Here is a 16,744-nt window from a genome sequence, read left to right as displayed (position 1 = left end):
TTTCCGTTTCGACTGCGCCGGAAGTGGGGCGAATTATAGACCTCCTGAATCTGCCGTCAACCGTTAATTTCAGTTTTATTGCAAAACCTGCTTTTTAGTCAGCAAGCGCGGAATTCGACGCGCAACGGCAGGCACCCGCAGCAGCAAAAGCGCCGCCCCCACAAAGGCATAGATCGCCCACTCCTTGAGATCAGCACGCACGATCCACAACATATGAAGCAATCCCAGCCCCAGAATCACATACACCAACCGATGCAATTTCTTCCAGCGCACACCCAAACGGCGCTGACTGTAGCGATTGGAAGTCACCGCCAACGCCAACAGACCAAGGAAACCCAACGTCCCCACAATAATGTACGGCCGCTTACGCAACTCCACGCCCAACTGCGACCAGTCGAAGCCGAGGATAAACGCCATATAGCTGAACAAATGCAGAACCACATAGGCAAAACACCAAAGTCCCAACTGACGGCGCACAGCAATCCAGCCCGCCCACCCCGTCAATTTCTGCAACGGCGTCATGCTCAATGTAATCAACAGCAATACCAACGTCCCCAGCCCCAATCGATCAACCAGGACTTTGCCAGGATCCGGCCCGAGCAAATCGGCGAACGCTTGATAAAACCAGAGCAATGGCCAAATCGCCGCAGCGATAAAAACGCCTACACGCCAGAACGGATATCGCATCAGTAGTTCTTCCGCAGATCGAGCCCTGTATATAAAGAAGCGACTTCATCCGCATAGCCGTTGAACATCTGTGTATCACGCACATTCGGCTTGAACAGACTGTTCGGCAGACGCCGCTCCCGTGCCTGAGTCCAGCGCGGGTGATCAACCGTCGGATTCACGTTGGCATAAAACCCGTACTCATCTGCCGCGATGCTCTGCCAGGTAGTTTTCGGTTGCTCGCTGACCAGACTTATACGCACGATGGACTTCACACTCTTGAAGCCGTACTTCCACGGCACTACCAGGCGCAGCGGCGCACCGTTCTGATTCGGCAACTCACGGCCATACATGCCAACCGCCAGAATCGCCAGCGGACTCATCGCCTCGTCCAGGCGCAGGCCTTCTACATATGGCCAGTCGATCAGGGCGAAACCTGAGCGCTGACCCGGCATGCTTTTGGGATCCTGCAGAGTCTCAAAGCGAATGTACTTGGCGTTGGAGGTGGGTTCGACCTGTTTGAGCAGCGCAGAGATCGGAAAGCCGATCCACGGGATGACCATCGACCACGCCTCAACACAGCGAAGGCGATAGATACGTTCCTCCAACTGGTACGGCTTCATGAAGTCTTCCAGCGCGTAACGCCCGGGCTTACCCACTTCCCCATCGACGACAACGCTCCACGGCTCGGTTTTCAGCGAACCGGCATTGGCCGCCGGATCACCCTTGTCGGTGCCGAACTCATAGAAGTTGTTGTAATGGGTCGCGTCTTTATAAGGCGTGATCGCCTCATCCTTGACGTTGACGGCGCCCCACTTGGTAGAAGGGAGCTTCTCAGCAAACCAGGCAGGCGCCCTGCCCGGCTCGACATCGACATAACGCGACGCATCCCCGGCAGTGGCCCAACGCGGCAGGCTGCTCACGGCGATACCGGCAGCGGTAGCTCCGAGCAATTGGCGACGAGAAAGATAAATGGATTCAGGCGTGACATCCGACTCATGGCAGTCGGACGCTTTGGGGATTTTGATCAGCATGGCAACTCCGCAGTTTTGGAGGACAGATGCACCCATAGACTGCGGAGTATGCGGGAAATTACATCATTCGGCGTTTTTGTGACGACGAAGACGCAACAGGTATTGCACAGGGCCGGAAGCGGCGTAACCGAGGAACACCAGCAGTAGAATTCGCGGTGGATCGCTGAACACCACGGCGAACACCAGCACCACGGCGAGGATCGCCACGAACGGCACGCGCCCCTTCAAGTCCAGCTCCTTGAAGCTGTTGTACTTGATGTTGCTGACCATCAACATGCCGGCAGCCGCCACCATCAAGGCGACCAGGAACGACATCTTCGAACCCTGAATGCCGTAATCGCTGAACGCCCAGACGATACCCGCCACCACGCCTGCAGCCGCCGGGCTGGCCAGACCAATGAAATAGCGCTTGTCCGCCGTACCGACCTGGGTATTGAAACGCGCCAGACGCAATGCTGCACCGGCGACATAGATGAAGGCGACCATCCAGCCGACCTTGCCCATGTCGCCCAATGCCCAGCCAAAGGCCAGCAGCGCCGGCGCTACACCGAACGCGACCATGTCCGACAACGAGTCATACTCGGCGCCGAAGGCACTTTGCGTATTGGTCATGCGCGCTACACGGCCATCAAGACCATCGAGCACCATGGCCACGAAAATCGCGATCGCGGCGAAGGCGAAATACTTGCTCGCATTCGCAGAGTCACCGGCGCTCAAGGCAGCCTGGGCACTCATCGAGTTGATGATGGAATAAAACCCTGCGAACAGGTTCGCAGTGGTGAATAGATTCGGCAGCAGATAGATACCACGATGCCGGACTTTACGGCCTTCCGCGTCGTGCCCTTCCTCGACATGTTCATCGATGGGCAGCAGGCTTTCGGCGTCAGAAGCCTGGTTCGGCTCTTCGGGACGTTCGCTCATGGACATTACCTTGCAACGGTTTGGAAAGTTTCGACAGGTGCCTGTGACGACGGTTCGGCCACAAACGATGCAGCTTTATACCAGAACCATCGGTTTCAAACGAAAAAACGCGGCCGAGGCCGCGTTTTTCGTACAAGGATGACGACTTAGTTTTTGGCTTTGTCGACGATCTTGTTGGCACCGATCCACGGCATCATGGAGCGCAGTTGCTCGCCGATGATTTCGATACCGTGAGCGGCGTTGTTACGACGCTTGGCGGTCATCGAAGGGTAGCCGGTCGCGCCTTCGCTGATGAACATTTTGGCGTATTCGCCGTCCTGAATACGTTTCAGGGCGTTGCGCATGGCCTGACGGGATTCGGCGTTGATCACTTCCGGACCGGTCACGTACTCGCCGTATTCGGCGTTGTTGGAGATCGAGTAGTTCATGTTGGCGATACCGCCTTCGTACATGAGGTCAACGATCAGCTTCAGTTCGTGCAGGCATTCGAAGTAGGCCATTTCCGGCGCGTAGCCAGCTTCAACCAGAGTTTCGAAACCGGCTTTCACCAGCTCAACGGTACCGCCGCACAGTACGGCTTGTTCGCCGAACAGGTCGGTTTCGGTCTCGTCCTTGAAGGTGGTTTCGATGATGCCGGTACGACCGCCACCCACGCCAGCTGCGTAGGACAGTGCAACGTTTTTGGCGTTGCCCGAAGCGTCCTGGTAGATCGCGATCAGGTCAGGGATACCGCCGCCCTTCACGAACTCGGAACGCACGGTGTGACCCGGCGCTTTCGGCGCGATCATGATCACGTCGAGGTCGGCACGCGGAACAACCTGGTTGTAGTGGATCGCGAAACCGTGGGAGAAGGCCAGGGTGGCGCCTTTCTTGATGTTCGGCTCGATTTCGTTCTTGTACAGCTGGGACTGGAATTCGTCCGGGGTCAGGATCATGACCAGGTCGGCGCCGGCAACAGCGGCGGCCACGTCGGTCACTTTCAGGCCGTGAGCTTCGGCTTTGGCAACGGTAGCCGAACCTTTACGCAGACCGACGGTTACGTCGACACCGGAATCTTTCAGGTTGCACGCTTGGGCGTGGCCCTGGGAACCGTAACCGATGATGGCAACTTTCTTGCCCTGGATGATCGACAGGTCGCAGTCTTTATCGTAGAAAACTTTCATGAATTTCCCCTATATATCCAGGCCGTTCAGGCCATTCGCTAATTTGGTTTAGATGCTGAGTACTTTGTCGCCGCGGGCAATGCCGGTCACGCCACTACGGACAGTTTCCAGAATCGATGCGGTGCCGATGGACTGAATGAAGCTGTCGAGCTTGTCGCTGGTACCGGTCAGTTGAACGGTATACACGCTGGCGCTGACGTCGACGATCTGTCCACGGTAAATATCGGTGGTGCGTTTGATCTCGGCGCGCTGGGCGCCAGTGGCCTTGACCTTGACCAGCATCAGCTCGCGCTCGATGTGAGCGCTTTCCGACAGGTCCACCAGCTTGACCACTTCGATCAGCTTGTTCAGGTTTTTGGTGATCTGCTCGATGATTTCATCGTGGCCGACAGTGGTCAGCGTCAGACGCGACAGCGTCGGGTCTTCGGTTGGCGCCACCGTCAGGCTTTCAATGTTGTAGTTGCGCTGCGAGAACAGGCCGACTACGCGAGACAAAGCGCCGGGTTCGTTTTCCAGAAGCAGGGAAATAATGTGCCGCATGATTAAGTACGCTCCGTCTTGCTCAGCCACATATCGCGCATGGAGCCGTCTTTGATCTGCATCGGATAGACGTGCTCGCTGGTATCGACCGAAATATCGATCACCACCAGACGATCTTTCATGGCGAACGCCTCTTCCATCTTCGACTTCAAATCCTTCGAATCGGTGATGCGCACGCCGACGTGACCGTAGGCTTCAGCCAGTTTGACGAAGTCAGGCAGCGACTCCATATAAGAGTGCGAGTGGCGGCTGCCATAGCTCATGTCCTGCCACTGACGAACCATCCCCAGAACACCGTTGTTCAGGATGACGATTTTCACCGGCAAGCCATATTGCAGGCAGGTCGACAGCTCCTGGATGTTCATCTGGATGCTGCCTTCACCGGTGACGCAGGCAACGTCGTCATCCGGGAAGCTCAACTTGATGCCCATGGCCGCCGGGAAACCGAAGCCCATGGTGCCCAGACCACCGGAGTTGATCCAGCGGTTCGGCTTGTTGAACGTGTAGTACTGCGCCGCGAACATCTGGTGCTGGCCCACGTCGGAGGTGATGAAGGCATCGCCCTTGGTCACTTCGCACAGGGTCTCGATCACGGTCTGCGGTTTGATCAGGCTGCCGTCGCCCTTTTCATAAGGAAACAGGCCGCGATCACCACGCCACTCATCGACTTGCTTCCACCAACTGGCAACGGACTCCTTGTTCGGGGTCTCACCGATTTCCTTGAGGATCGCGACCATTTCGGTCAGGACGCTCTCCACCGGGCCAACGATTGGCACGTCGGCCTTGATGGTCTTGGAGATCGAAGCCGGGTCGATGTCGATGTGGATGATCTTGGCGTTCGGGCAGAACTTCGCCGCGCCGTTGATCACACGGTCATCGAAACGCGCGCCGACAGCCAGGATCACGTCGGCATGGTGCATCGCCAGGTTGGCGGTGTAGCTGCCGTGCATGCCGAGCATGCCGATGAACTGCCGGTCGGTGCCAGGGAAACCGCCCAGGCCCATCAAGGTGTTGGTCACTGGCAGGTTGAGCATTTTCGCCAGTTCGGTCAGCGGTGCGGAACCGTTGCCGAGGATCACGCCGCCACCGGAATAGAGCACTGGGCGTTTGGCTGCCAGGAGCATTTCTGCCGCCTTGCGGATTTGCCCGGAGTGGCCGCGGACGGCCGGGCTGTAGGAACGCAGCTTGGCTTTTTTCGGGAAGATGTATTCGAACTTCTCGGCCGGGTTGGTCATGTCTTTCGGGATATCGACCACGACCGGGCCCGGACGACCGGATTGCGCCAGGTAGAAGGCCTTCTTCATGACTTCCGGGATTTCCGAGGCGTGCTTGATCATGAAGCTGTGCTTCACGATCGGCCGGGAGATACCGATCATGTCGGTTTCCTGGAACGCGTCGGTGCCGACCATGGTGCTTGGCACCTGACCGGAAATGATCACCATTGGAATCGAATCCATATAGGCGGTGGCGATACCGGTGATGGCGTTTGTGGCGCCAGGACCTGATGTCACCAATACCACGCCGGCTTTACCGGTGGCACGGGCATAGCCGTCAGCCATATGGGTAGCCGCTTGTTCGTGACGAACCAGGATGTGGGTCACTTCCGGTTCTTTGAACAGGGCATCGTAAACATGAAGAAGAGCACCACCCGGGTACCCGTAGATATATTTGACGCCTTCGTCACGCAAGAAGCGGACGAGCATCTCACCGCCAGATAAAAGCTCCACGTTGTTCACCTCTAAAACGCCAGAATACCGTCCACACAAAAGGGGCGGGTCTTAATAGGTTTACTTCTCGGCAGAGCATGAGCGACGGTGGTCGCCGACTACGTCAGCACTGACTGAGCAAGTATTGGGATCGTCCCAAGTGTTGCGGGCCTTTCCCACCCAGCGCGAGGTAACGCGTTGCGGGTGTAACAGGTCGACGCGGATATGCGCCTCATGATCTACCGAGTGGGTCTGCTTCTGGCAGTCCCTCTACAGCGGACTTTGGATTCTTCTGTTTCGCCCTCTCCAAGTCAAGCCGTCAATGTGCTTAATTGTGGGTAAGCACATGAGAACGCAAGAAAAAACCTGAAAACAGCTACTCTGTTAGCGTCAATTGCGCAATTTTGCCAAGGAATCAGCATGCGAACGCTTCTGTTAACTCTGCTGATCGGCCTCAGCCCCTGGTGCTCGGCCGCTCAAATCTACAAATGGGTAGATGCCCAGGGCGTCACGCACTTCGATGCGCAGCCACCGCAAGGGCTGCCGGCGACGACTGTGCGGACGCCCTCCTCGCCCCCAACGAAACCTGCCGCCATGCCTGGCAGTGGTGCGCTGGGCGATCAGAAAGCCATCGACGACAAGGTGAAGAAACAGGTGGCGGAGCAGCAGGCGCAGCTCAAGGCATTTTGCGAACAGGCACGGACGAACCTGGCGCAATTGCAGAACAATCCGCGGTTGAGGGAGGAAGTGGAAGGACAATTAAGACGGCTGGATGATGCGCAGCGGCAGGAGCGCATTGTCGAAGCGCAGAAGCAGATTGCGCAGAACTGCGAATAAGCACCTGTAGGAGCTGCCGCAGGTTGCGATCTTTTGATGCTGTTTTCAAAAGCAAGATCAAAAGATCGCAGCCTGCGGCAGCTCCTACTGAGGCTTAGCGCGAGGCGGTGATCAGCAGGTCAAACTCTTTGAGCAGCACCTGCAGCTGTCGATCCTTGCCCTGCAGATTACGCTGGGCGAAGACCATTTCAGCCATTTCCTGAATGCCCGAAGCATTGGGCAACGGCAAGTCCTGCTCAAGGATCATCTTCATCCGCGGCAGGAAGATCCATTGTAGCCATTGCTCGAAATCCAGCGTGTCGACCGAAAACGGTTCGACACTGCTCAGGGCTTCGGCCGATGGCTGAACGTCATCCCACCAACCCTGCGTGCGCAGTTCGCGCTCGATCAACAGCAACTGATCAGCGATTTTCGGGAACCGGGAATCCATCACAGCGAAACCTTGGCCTTCTGACGAGCCAGCGCTGCGCCGGCGGAATCGCCTTGTTTCTCACGGGACTGCGCGATGATCTCCCATAGGTTGGCCTGCAAGTCCGGACGACCGTTGGCCATGGTCAGTGCACGACGGGCGAACTGCTCGGCCTGTGGCGCATCACCTTGAGCCATGCGTACTTGCGCCAGACGATAGAGCACTTGCGGCTCACGCGGGGCAACGCGTTGAGCGCGCTCCAGACTGGAAGACGCACCGTTGAGGTCGCCACCGGCCTGCTGCTGTTGCGCAGTGGTCAGCAAGGCGAGAACCGGGCCATCGAGCTGTTCGTCCGCCGACAGACCACCGCCACTGCTGGCCGAAGGAATCCCGCTTGGCGTCGAAGGCATGCTGTAGCTGCCGGAGTTGATCGGTGCCGACTCGACCGGCGACGGGTTGTACGGCCCTGCGGTGATTCCGCCGGAGGCCGGGCCCGGCACGATCGGCGAGGAGCTGATCGGCGCCGATGTTGTGGCGCCACCACCCGGCACCATCACCACCACGCCGGTATCGCCTTGCGGGATGGCCTGGGATTGCGCCTGGCCCTGGACTGGGCGTGTGACCGTCGTCTTGCGGAAACCGCCGTTGGCCGACAGCCGTTCGCTGTTGGACACGGCTGTGCCGGCGTCCACCACCGGGATCGAACCACGCTGTACGGTAGAGCAGCCACTGAGCAAAGCCACGGCAGTCACCGCCGGAATCAACCACTTGTTCACTTGAAACCCTCTTTGCTTAATTCATCCAGCCCTTGACCCAATCCATCACCGACTCCGGCGAGGCAGGCGTTTCGCTTGCACACGCGGCGCCGGGTGGCGGTTCGCTGCCGCGAATATACGGCATCTGCACCGCCCCCGGACAGTTGGCATCGGAGCCTTGCCCGGTACGCGAATCGACCCACGCCTGCACGATGTTGTCCGGCTGTGGCATGTCCAGCGGCAGCGGATCGGCCTTGCGCATGAAACTGGTCCAGACCTGCAATGCACCGGTCGCCCCGGTGAACGGGGTCTTGCCGTTGTCGTCGCGACCCAGCCAGACCACGGCCAGCAGATCCTGACTGAAACCGGCGAACCAGCTGTCACGCGAATCGTTACTGGTACCGGTCTTGCCGGCCAGCGTCAGGGTCTTGGGCAGCACGTTATAAACCGAGCTGCCGGTACCTTCACGCATCACCCGCTGCATGGCGTTCTGGATCAGGTAGATGGACGCCGGATCGAAACGCTGCTCGATCTGGAACGGATAACGCTTGAGCGGCTCGCCCTCGGCGGTCAGCACACTGCGAATCCCGCGCATCGGCGTATTGAAACCACCGTTGGCGAGGGTCTGATACATGGTCGCCACTTCGATCGGGGTCATGCCGCCAGCACCCAGCAACATCGACGGGAACGCGGGGAATTCCCGGGTCACGCCCAGACGCGCAAGGGTCTTGAGCACATTCGGCACACCGACTTCCAGACCCAGGCGCGAGGTCGACAGGTTGTACGAATGCGCCAGCCCTTGATAGAGGAAGACTGTGCCGTGGGAGCGACGGTCGTAGTTCTGTGGCTTCCACACCTGGCCGTCCGCGCCTTTGATCGACAGCGGATCATCCGACAGCCAACTGGTCAGCGTGTAACGGCTCGGTTTTTCCAGTGCGGTCAGATACACCGCTGGCTTGACCAGGGAACCGATCGGCCGCACGGCGTCCAGCGCCCGGTTGAAACCGGCGTAACTGGCCTGACGACTACCGATCATCGCCTGCACTTCGCCGGTTTCCGGGTTGGTCACGACCATCGCCGCTTCCACGTCATCGGAGCCCTTGCGTCCAGCCAGCCGTTTGAAGGTGTCATTCACCGACGCTTCGGCCTTCATCTGCAGAATCGGGTCGAAACTGGTGAAGATCCGCAAGCCTTCTTCGGTCAAGTCCTCGTCGCGATAGTCTTCGCGCAACTGGCGTTTGACCAGATCGATAAAGCCCGGGAACGAGCTGTCGGCAAGCTTGCCGCGCGTGGTCACGCCCAAGGGCATTTTCTTCGCCGCTTCAACCTGTTCGGCAGTCGCCACGCCTTGCTGCTCAAGCACGTCGAGCACCAGGTTACGCCGCTCCAGCGCACGCTCGGGGTTGCGGCGCGGGTTGTAGTAGGACGGACCTTTGACCATGCCGACCAGCAACGCTACCTGATGCAGTTTCAACTCGGACAGTGGCTGACCGAAGAAGAACTGACTGGCCAGACCAAAGCCATGCACCGCACGCTGACCGTCCTGCCCGACGAAGACTTCGTTGAGGTAGGCCTCAAGAATTTCCTTCTTGTCGTAGTGCAGCTCCAGCAACATCGCCATCATCGCTTCGGTGAGCTTGCGGCTCAGGCTGCGCTCGTTGGTCAGGTAGAAGTTCTTCACCAGTTGCTGGGTCAGCGTACTGCCGCCCTGAGTCATCTTGCCGCCAGAGGTGTTGACCCAGATGGCCCGGGCAATCGATTTCGGCGACACGCCCCAGTGGCTGTAATAGTCGCGGTCTTCCACCGCTACCAGGGTTTCCAGCAGGTACGGTGGCACCTGATCGAGCTTGATCAGGATGCGGTCTTCAAGGTTTTTCGGGTAAATGCCGCCGATCATCAGCGGCTCGAGCCGCACCACGGACAATTTTCCGCCATTGAGCCCGGAGAGCTCGGCCACATAGTCGCCAGAGAAACGCACGCGTACTGGCTGGGCTTTTTCCAGGCCTTCATAGAACTGGAAGCCGCGGGTATTCAGATCAACGGTATTGCCGTTGACGGCGGCAGCGCCGGGGCCATTGCTCACGGCTTCGCGGCGATAGCCCAAGGCATCGAGCTCGGTGAGGAAATCTTCCTTGCTGAGCTTTTGTCCGACGAACAGCTCAAGCGGACGCGCGTATACCTTGGCCGGGATGGTCCAGCGCTTGCCGGAGAACTTCTCCTGCACCACGGCATCGAGGTAAACGGCGAAGCCGGCCAGCACCACAAGGCCGACCAGACTGAGTTTAATGGCCCAGCTCAACCATGGGCTGAGGCCCTTGGAGACTGGTTTTTTCTTGGTACGGGGGGATCGAGTTCGAGTCATGGCGGCGGATTATACGCACTTTATTCATACTCAACAGGAGCGCTCCGAGGTTTGCGTCAGGCTGGCGAGCGGCCATAATGGCGACCTCGAATTTCCCAGTCTCTGAAGGATCGCCCGTGAGCCAGTCCCTGATCGCTGCCCTGCAAAACCCGGCCCTCTACCCGCACCCCGTCGAAGGGTTCCAGGTCATCGAAACCCATATCTCGTGGGTGATCCTCACCGGCCCGTTTGCTTATAAAGTGAAGAAGCCAGTGAATTTCGGCTTCCTTGACTTCACCGGCCTCGAATCCCGCGCACATTTCTGCGCTGAAGAACTGCGTCTGAACCAACGTCTGACCGATGATTTGTATCTGGACGTGTTGCCGGTGACCGGCAGCGTCGAGGCGCCACAACTGGGTGGCGACGGCCCGGTGATCGAATATGTGCTGAAGATGCGTCAATTCCCGCAGACCGGCCTGCTCAGCACCCTGCAAGCCAACGGTGAGTTGACCACCCAGCACATTGATGAAATGGCCGAGCAGATCGCCAAATTCCACCTCAGTGCGCCAAAAGTCCCGGCCGAACACGAGGCCGGGACCCCGGACAGCGTGATGGCCCCGGTGCGCCAGAACTTCGAGCAGATCCTGCCGTTCCTCAGCGACAAAAACGATCTGCTGCAACTCGAAGCCCTGCAAGCCTGGGCCGAAAGCAGCTTCGATCGTCTCAAGGCACTGTTCAGCCAGCGCAAGGCCGAGGGTTTCACTCGCGAATGCCACGGTGACATTCACCTGGGCAACGCCACTGTCATCAATGGCAAAGTGGTGATCTTCGACTGCATCGAGTTCAACGAACCGTTCCGCTTCACCGACGTCTGGGCCGACACCGGTTTCCTGGCGATGGACCTGGAAGACCGTGGCCTGAAATCCCTCGCCCGCCGCTTCATCAGCCAGTACCTGGAGCTGACCGGCGACTATCAAGGCCTGGAAGTGCTGAACTTCTATAAAGCCTACCGCGCACTGGTTCGCGCAAAAGTTGCACTGTTCAGCATGCCGGCGGACGCCACCCCGGTGCAGCGCGCCACCACCCTGCGCCAGTACCGCAACTACGCCAACCTGGCGGAAAGCTACAGCACCATTCCATCGCGCTTCATGGCCATCACCCACGGCGTATCGGCTGTCGGCAAGAGCCACGTGGCGATGCGTCTGGTCGAAGCGCTGGGCGCGATTCGCCTGCGTTCCGACGTCGAGCGCAAGCGCCTGTTCGGCGAGCAAACCGTAGCCAACGACGTGCAGGCGGGGATTTACAGCGCCGACGCCAGCGTTGCCACCTATGCCCGCCTGCATGAGATTGCCGGAGTGATTCTGCACGCCGGTTTCCCGGTAGTGATCGATGCGACCTACCTCAAGCGCGAGCAACGCGACAACGCCGCTCAAGTCGCCGAAGCCACCGGCACGCCGTTCCTGATCCTCGACTGCAACGCACCGCAAGCCGTGATCGAGAGCTGGCTGGCGATTCGTCAGGCAGACAAGAAGGATCCTTCCGACGCCACGCTGGTGGTCATCGAGGCCCAGCAGGCCAGCCGCGAAGCGCTGACGCCAGAAGAAATTCTGCGCAGCAAACGCGTACAGACCAATGAAAGCGGGACCCTCGACACCGTAGTCGCACAGATCCGCCAGCGCCTGCCAGGCCTGTAAGAAACTATTTCGGCCGTGAAGCCCTCGCTTGCTTCACGGCCGTCAAATAGTGGCACTATACTGGCGTCATAAAACCAACAGGTGATGTGACATGAGCCAGCCGAAACTTCTCGACACCCCGCTTTATGCCCTGCTGCACAAAGACGACATCGCAGGCTTCAACAAGGAACGCCCGAACGACGGCCCGATCGACATGGTCGGTGGCGACTTCCGTGGTCTCGACTTGCGTGAACTGAACGCCGATGGCGTGGATTTCCGGGACGCCTATTTCCGCTCTGCCGATTTGCGTGGCATCGATTTCCGTAATTCATCGCTCGAAGGCGCGAGCCTGGCCCATGCGCAGATTTCCGGCGCGTACTTCCCGCCGGAACTGAGTGCGGACGAGATCCTGATGTCGATGAATTTCGGCACTCGCCTGCGCTATCGCACACGCTGAGCACCATCGGCAGCCCCTGACACAACACCCTCCCCTTGTAGGAGTGAGCCTGCTCGCGATAGCCGACTGACATTCAAAATGGATGTCGGCTGTTACGCCGCTATCGCGAGCAGGCTCACTCCTACAGTTGTATGCGTCACATTCCTTACTATCGCATTCGCCAGATCTCATCGCCTTTCTTAGTAGCGTTTGCGTCTAATCCGACCAAACAACCACGCTTTTCCTACTGATGGCTACACTCCTGAGAAGATCGCCCACGCACCATTCGGCCGTCGCAAGGAGGCTTGATGAATGATGAACTGCAACACCTGAAGAATCTTGGCAAGACGTCGGCGCAGTGGCTGCATGCCGTGGGCATCCACAGCGCCTCGGACTTGCGTCGCCTGGGGGCGGTGGACGCCTATCGGGCCGTGCGTACCCGCGGGTTTCGCGCATCAAAGGTGTTGTTGTACGCGATCGAAGGGGCGCTGATGGATGTGCACTGGAACGACATCCCGGCCGAACGCAAAGACGCCTTGAACAAGCAGCTCGAAGCCATTTCCTCGCGCCACAAGAACTGAACAGGCGCTGACGGCCATGTATCTGCTCGGGGAACAATCGGCACCGGTCGATGCACTGATCAATCGTTTGCAGAGCTTGCCCGCGCGCTGGCTGGAAGGCCTTGCGCCGTGCGGGCCAGCCTTTGAGCCAGAAATCTCTGACGACCTGATGGAGCAGCTCCCACACGATCAGCTGTTTCTGCTGACAGAAGGCGTGATCCACGGCTATATCGGCGGTCGTGCGCTGTTTTACTGGCAGGAAGGCGATCTGCTCGGTCTACAGCAAGGTGACGCCTGGGCCGATTGCCGACTGCGCAGCGAAGGGCCATTGCGCTTGTTGCCCTATCGGCGAACCGATTTGTTCCAGCATTTGTACGCCGAGCCGGGCCGGGCCGAGCAATGGCTTGAGTATCTGCTGGGGCAGATGGCGCTGCTGGCTCACGCGGTGGCCGAACTGAAGCCACGGGAGTTTCGCAGCACCAATGGCTTCAAACGGGTCGAAAGCGGTGAGGTGTTGATCCAGCAGGGCGATGCCGCCGATCACGTCTTCGTGATCATCGATGGGCATGCCGAAGCGTTCGTGGATGGACACAAGGTTGGCGACGTGCCCAAGGACGAGATTTTCGGCGCCATGGCGGTGTTCACCGGTGAACCGCGCAATGCCACTGTCATCGCTCACGAGCCAAGCACGGTGATGCTGATTCCAGGCGAGCAGTTTCTGAGCATGACCCGCAACAATCCGAAGATTGCCCACAGCCTGATTGAGAGCATGGCCCGGCGTATTGGCCAGCTCAATCAACAGATCACGCAACTGAGTGCGATCAAGGCTGCGCGTTAAGCCCCCTGTTTCCGGGACATTCCGGCCATTTGCACGACTAAATCACGCGAATGGAAAAACAGTGGTTGACTCGCTAATGAGAATCGCTATGATTATCACAACTGGTCGCGAGATCAGTCGATATTCTGAAAAGCCCTTGGTTCGGACTCTCAGATTATCTCCTCATCAGGCTAATCACGGTTATTTGACCCGGTTTTTACCGGGTCTTTTTTTGCCTGTGGAAAAGTCATTGCCCGAACTGTTTGCGCATCTGTGCGCAGTAATCCTGCGCGGGCGTGGCCGGGGTGTACCAGACGTAATCGGCCATCGCCGCAGTCACCTCGGCGCCCTGCTCGGCCAGCATCAGCACCGTTGGCGCTTGGGCTGCGCCCAGATCCAGCACATGCAGCGGCACGCCAGCATCCTTGCGCGCATGCCAGGCACCCGCCAGCAGCAAGGCTGGCATCGGCGCTGCCAGCAAACGTTCGGCCATGCGTCGATCGCGCTGTTGCTGAACCGCGAGCATCGCCGGCATCTGTGATTTGGGCAGCAAGCCGCAATGTGAATCGCTGATCTGCTCAAACAGCCTGGCTTTCACCGAGGCCGCATTGCTGCGGACACCGTTCAGGGCTGGCGGCTGACGATAGACAGCGCGGATTTCACTGTCGTCCAGATTGGCCGCCAACAGCGGATAGCCTTGCGTGAGGGCGAACCGAATGATCGGTCCATAGAAATTCCAGTCCCAGCCATCCTGCCAGGCCAACGCGGCGGGAAGATCGCTAGGCGGCGTTCCCGCATGACGAACCTGATCAACCTTCGGCTGTTGATCCTGCGTGAGCATCTCCAAAAGCAGGCTGCCTTGGGGCCGCTGCTCACCCAGCGCCTGCAACAGCCATAACTGCACAGCGTGATGATCGGCGTTGTCATGTTGCTCGCCAATGATCAGCTGTTGCGGCTTGGCCAGATGCGTCAGCAGTTCTTGCGCCGTCAACACCTGGCCGCTGTGCAGATCGCGTATCTCACCGCGGACCGGTGGCGGCGCAGCAGCATGCTGACACCCCGCAAGCCACAATACGGCTAACAACCAGATCCCGCGCATACCAACACCTCGATGAGAAATCAGCGGGCGATGATCAGCGGATGCCCACGCTCCGGGTGCGGCTGCACCAATACCTCGAGACCGAACACAGCTTTGAGCGAGTCCGGTCGCAAGACTTGCTGCGGCGTATCCAGCGCCACCGGGCGCCCGCCTTCGAGCAGCAACACCCGATCACAATAGCGCGCCGCCAGATTCAGATCATGCAGGATGACCAGCACCGCCGCGCCACGATCGGCAAACTCGCGCACCGCCTGCAACGTGGTGTGTTGATGCAAGGGATCGAGCATCGAGGTCGGCTCATCCAGCAACAGGGTTTGTCCGGCCTGCCCTGGCCATAGCTGCGCCAGCACCCGCGCCAGATGGACACGCTGGCGCTCGCCGCCTGACAATGCCAGATAACTGCGCCCGCTCAGATGCCCGGCATCCGCAGCGGCCAGCGCTGCCGCAACGATCTCGTCGTCGCGCGCCCGACCGCTCTGATAAGGCAGACGGCCCATGCCGACCACTTCTTCCACGCGAAAGGCAAAATCCAGCGTCGACACCTGCGGCAACACCGCCAGGCGCTGAGCGCGCTGCGTACCTGTCCAGTGACTCAGCACCTTGTCGTCGAGCAACACCTCACCGTCACTGGCCGCCAGCTCACCGCACAAGGCACCGAGCAAGGTGCTTTTGCCGGCACCGTTCGGTCCGAGCACACCCAACACCTCACCGGGTTCAAGCTGCAGGGTGACGTCGCTGAGGACGGTCTTGCGTCCGCGACGGATGTGCAGATTGTGCGCACGCAGCATCAGGCACGACCTCGCAGCAACAGGTAGAGGAAGAACGGCGCGCCGATAAACGCCGTGACTATACCGATCGGCAATTCCGCCGGCGCCAGCGCCAGCCGCGCCACCAGATCCGCCAGCAACAATAGACTGGCACCGGCCAATACCGAGGCGGGCAATAGCACACGGTGATCGGGCCCAGCCAATAAACGCACCAGATGCGGCACCACCAACCCGACGAAACCGATCATCCCGGCTGCCGCTACCGCCGCGCCAACACCCAGCGCAGTGCAAAACACCAATTCGCGCTTGAGCCGCTCGACATCGATCCCCAGGTGCCCGGCTTCGGACTCCCCGAGCAACAACGCATTCAGTGCCTTGGCGCGTCGCGGCAACCACAGCGCAATGCCAGTGCTGATAATCAGCAACGGCCACAAACGCGCGTAACTGGCGCCATTGAGGCTGCCCAGATTCCAGAAAGTCAGCGTACGCAAAGTCGCGTCATCGGCCAGATAGGTGAACAGCCCCACCGTCGAGCTTGCCAATGCCGTCAGGGCGATCCCGGCCAGCAGCATGGTCGCGACGTTAGTCTGGCCGTTGCGCCGACCGAGCCGATAGACCAGCGCCGTCACCCCCAGTCCACCGAGAAACGCGCACGCCGACAACAGGTACGGCCCGAACCACTCCGGCAAACCGCCAAAAAATGACCCGCCGACAATCGCCACCGCCGCACCCAGCGCTGCCCCACTGGAAACCCCGACCAACCCGGGATCGGCCAGCGGATTGCGAAACAAGCCCTGCATCGCCACACCCGACAGTGCCAGCACACCGCCGACGGCCAGACCGAGCAAGGTGCGCGGCAGACGGATCTGCCCGAGGATCAGCTCGGCCTGCTCCAGACCGTCCGGCACCAACGGCACACCGACCATGCGCAATGCAGCGCGTAACGTATCGAACAGCGGCAGGCTCACCGGCCCCAGCGCCAACGACAGCCAGATGGCCAGCAAACACAGAAGCGCCAGG

General features: G+C 59.4%; 17 protein-coding genes. 5 read left to right on the top strand and 12 right to left on the bottom strand.

Features of this window, described 5'->3' with window-relative positions; translation table 11 throughout:
• Positions 1-75 precede the first annotated feature (75 nt).
• The 6 genes from msrQ to AC3WMV_RS27255 all read right to left on the bottom strand — a co-directional run bounded on the left by msrQ (position 76) and on the right by AC3WMV_RS27255 (position 6,051).
• Positions 76-687: a protein-methionine-sulfoxide reductase heme-binding subunit MsrQ gene (gene msrQ, locus AC3WMV_RS27280; protein WP_097089177.1), complete on the bottom strand. Its 612-nt coding sequence runs from the start codon at positions 685-687 to the stop codon at positions 76-78.
• Positions 687-1,700, bottom strand: a complete 1,014-nt coding sequence (msrP, locus tag AC3WMV_RS27275) for a protein-methionine-sulfoxide reductase catalytic subunit MsrP (protein ID WP_027614079.1) — start codon at positions 1,698-1,700, stop codon at positions 687-689. Before msrP ends, msrQ begins: the two co-directional genes overlap by 1 nt.
• Positions 1,701-1,763: 63 nt before the next feature.
• Entirely contained in the window at positions 1,764-2,621 is an 858-nt protein-coding gene (gene pssA / locus AC3WMV_RS27270) for a CDP-diacylglycerol--serine O-phosphatidyltransferase (RefSeq protein WP_027614080.1), read from the bottom strand.
• A 146-nt stretch (positions 2,622-2,767) separates the two neighbouring features.
• Positions 2,768-3,784 (bottom strand): ketol-acid reductoisomerase, encoded by a 1,017-nt coding sequence (gene ilvC / locus AC3WMV_RS27265; protein WP_007959661.1) that lies wholly within the window; start codon positions 3,782-3,784, stop codon positions 2,768-2,770.
• A gap of 48 nt (positions 3,785-3,832) precedes the next feature.
• Positions 3,833-4,324: an acetolactate synthase small subunit gene (gene ilvN / locus AC3WMV_RS27260; protein ID WP_003205610.1), complete on the bottom strand. Its 492-nt coding sequence runs from the start codon at positions 4,322-4,324 to the stop codon at positions 3,833-3,835.
• 2 nt (positions 4,325-4,326) lie between these two features.
• Positions 4,327-6,051 carry an acetolactate synthase 3 large subunit gene (locus tag AC3WMV_RS27255; protein WP_027614081.1) on the bottom strand — a complete coding sequence of 575 codons (1,725 nt, stop codon included), beginning with the start codon at positions 6,049-6,051 and terminating at the stop codon, positions 4,327-4,329.
• A gap of 399 nt (positions 6,052-6,450) precedes the next feature.
• Here AC3WMV_RS27255 and AC3WMV_RS27250 point away from each other — a divergent pair, with 399 nt between their 5' ends.
• The gene (locus tag AC3WMV_RS27250) at positions 6,451-6,867 is read left to right on the top strand and encodes a DUF4124 domain-containing protein (protein ID WP_103367324.1); all 417 of its coding nucleotides are present in this window, start codon (positions 6,451-6,453) and stop codon (positions 6,865-6,867) included.
• Positions 6,868-6,961: 94 nt separating this feature from the next.
• On the opposite strand, the gene AC3WMV_RS27245 is transcribed toward AC3WMV_RS27250, so the two are convergent.
• The 3 genes from AC3WMV_RS27245 to mrcB are packed head-to-tail and all read right to left on the bottom strand — an operon-like array spanning position 6,962 to position 10,393.
• Positions 6,962-7,297: a YqcC family protein gene (locus AC3WMV_RS27245; RefSeq protein ID WP_103367323.1), complete on the bottom strand. Its 336-nt coding sequence runs from the start codon at positions 7,295-7,297 to the stop codon at positions 6,962-6,964.
• Entirely contained in the window at positions 7,297-8,052 is a 756-nt protein-coding gene (locus AC3WMV_RS27240) for a tetratricopeptide repeat protein (protein WP_096797538.1), read from the bottom strand. Before AC3WMV_RS27240 ends, AC3WMV_RS27245 begins: the two co-directional genes overlap by 1 nt.
• A gap of 16 nt (positions 8,053-8,068) precedes the next feature.
• Positions 8,069-10,393: a penicillin-binding protein 1B gene (gene mrcB / locus AC3WMV_RS27235; RefSeq protein WP_103367322.1), complete on the bottom strand. Its 2,325-nt coding sequence runs from the start codon at positions 10,391-10,393 to the stop codon at positions 8,069-8,071.
• A gap of 116 nt (positions 10,394-10,509) precedes the next feature.
• Between mrcB and AC3WMV_RS27230 the strand changes: the two genes are divergently transcribed.
• The 4 genes from AC3WMV_RS27230 (at position 10,510) to AC3WMV_RS27215 (ending at position 13,879) form a co-directional block, all read left to right on the top strand.
• On the top strand, positions 10,510-12,066 hold the full coding sequence (locus AC3WMV_RS27230; protein WP_103367321.1) for a bifunctional aminoglycoside phosphotransferase/ATP-binding protein: 1,557 nt from the start codon (positions 10,510-10,512) through the stop codon (positions 12,064-12,066).
• A gap of 91 nt (positions 12,067-12,157) precedes the next feature.
• Positions 12,158-12,502 carry a pentapeptide repeat-containing protein gene (locus AC3WMV_RS27225; protein WP_007963914.1) on the top strand — a complete coding sequence of 115 codons (345 nt, stop codon included), beginning with the start codon at positions 12,158-12,160 and terminating at the stop codon, positions 12,500-12,502.
• A 287-nt stretch (positions 12,503-12,789) separates the two neighbouring features.
• Complete coding sequence (locus AC3WMV_RS27220) at positions 12,790-13,062, top strand: TfoX/Sxy family protein (protein ID WP_003228231.1); 273 nt, start codon at positions 12,790-12,792, stop codon at positions 13,060-13,062.
• A 16-nt stretch (positions 13,063-13,078) separates the two neighbouring features.
• Positions 13,079-13,879 (top strand): Crp/Fnr family transcriptional regulator, encoded by an 801-nt coding sequence (locus AC3WMV_RS27215; protein WP_103367320.1) that lies wholly within the window; start codon positions 13,079-13,081, stop codon positions 13,877-13,879.
• 226 nt (positions 13,880-14,105) lie between these two features.
• Here AC3WMV_RS27215 and AC3WMV_RS27210 read toward each other — a convergent pair whose 3' ends face one another.
• The 3 genes from AC3WMV_RS27210 to AC3WMV_RS27200 are packed head-to-tail and all read right to left on the bottom strand — an operon-like array spanning position 14,106 to position 16,728.
• Positions 14,106-14,957, bottom strand: a complete 852-nt coding sequence (locus tag AC3WMV_RS27210; protein ID WP_103367319.1) for a ChaN family lipoprotein — start codon at positions 14,955-14,957, stop codon at positions 14,106-14,108.
• Between the two features lie 20 nt (positions 14,958-14,977).
• Positions 14,978-15,745 carry a heme ABC transporter ATP-binding protein gene (locus tag AC3WMV_RS27205; protein WP_103367318.1) on the bottom strand — a complete coding sequence of 256 codons (768 nt, stop codon included), beginning with the start codon at positions 15,743-15,745 and terminating at the stop codon, positions 14,978-14,980.
• Complete coding sequence (locus tag AC3WMV_RS27200) at positions 15,745-16,728, bottom strand: FecCD family ABC transporter permease (protein ID WP_178085220.1); 984 nt, start codon at positions 16,726-16,728, stop codon at positions 15,745-15,747. The genes AC3WMV_RS27205 and AC3WMV_RS27200 overlap by 1 nt, the downstream gene beginning before the upstream one ends.
• Between the last annotated feature and the right edge of the window lie 16 nt (positions 16,729-16,744).

Source organism: Pseudomonas sp. FW305-3-2-15-E-TSA4 (genome assembly GCF_058787295.1).
The sequence above is the reverse complement of the archived record's forward strand: the minus strand, read 5'-3'. Positions and strand labels throughout refer to the sequence as shown.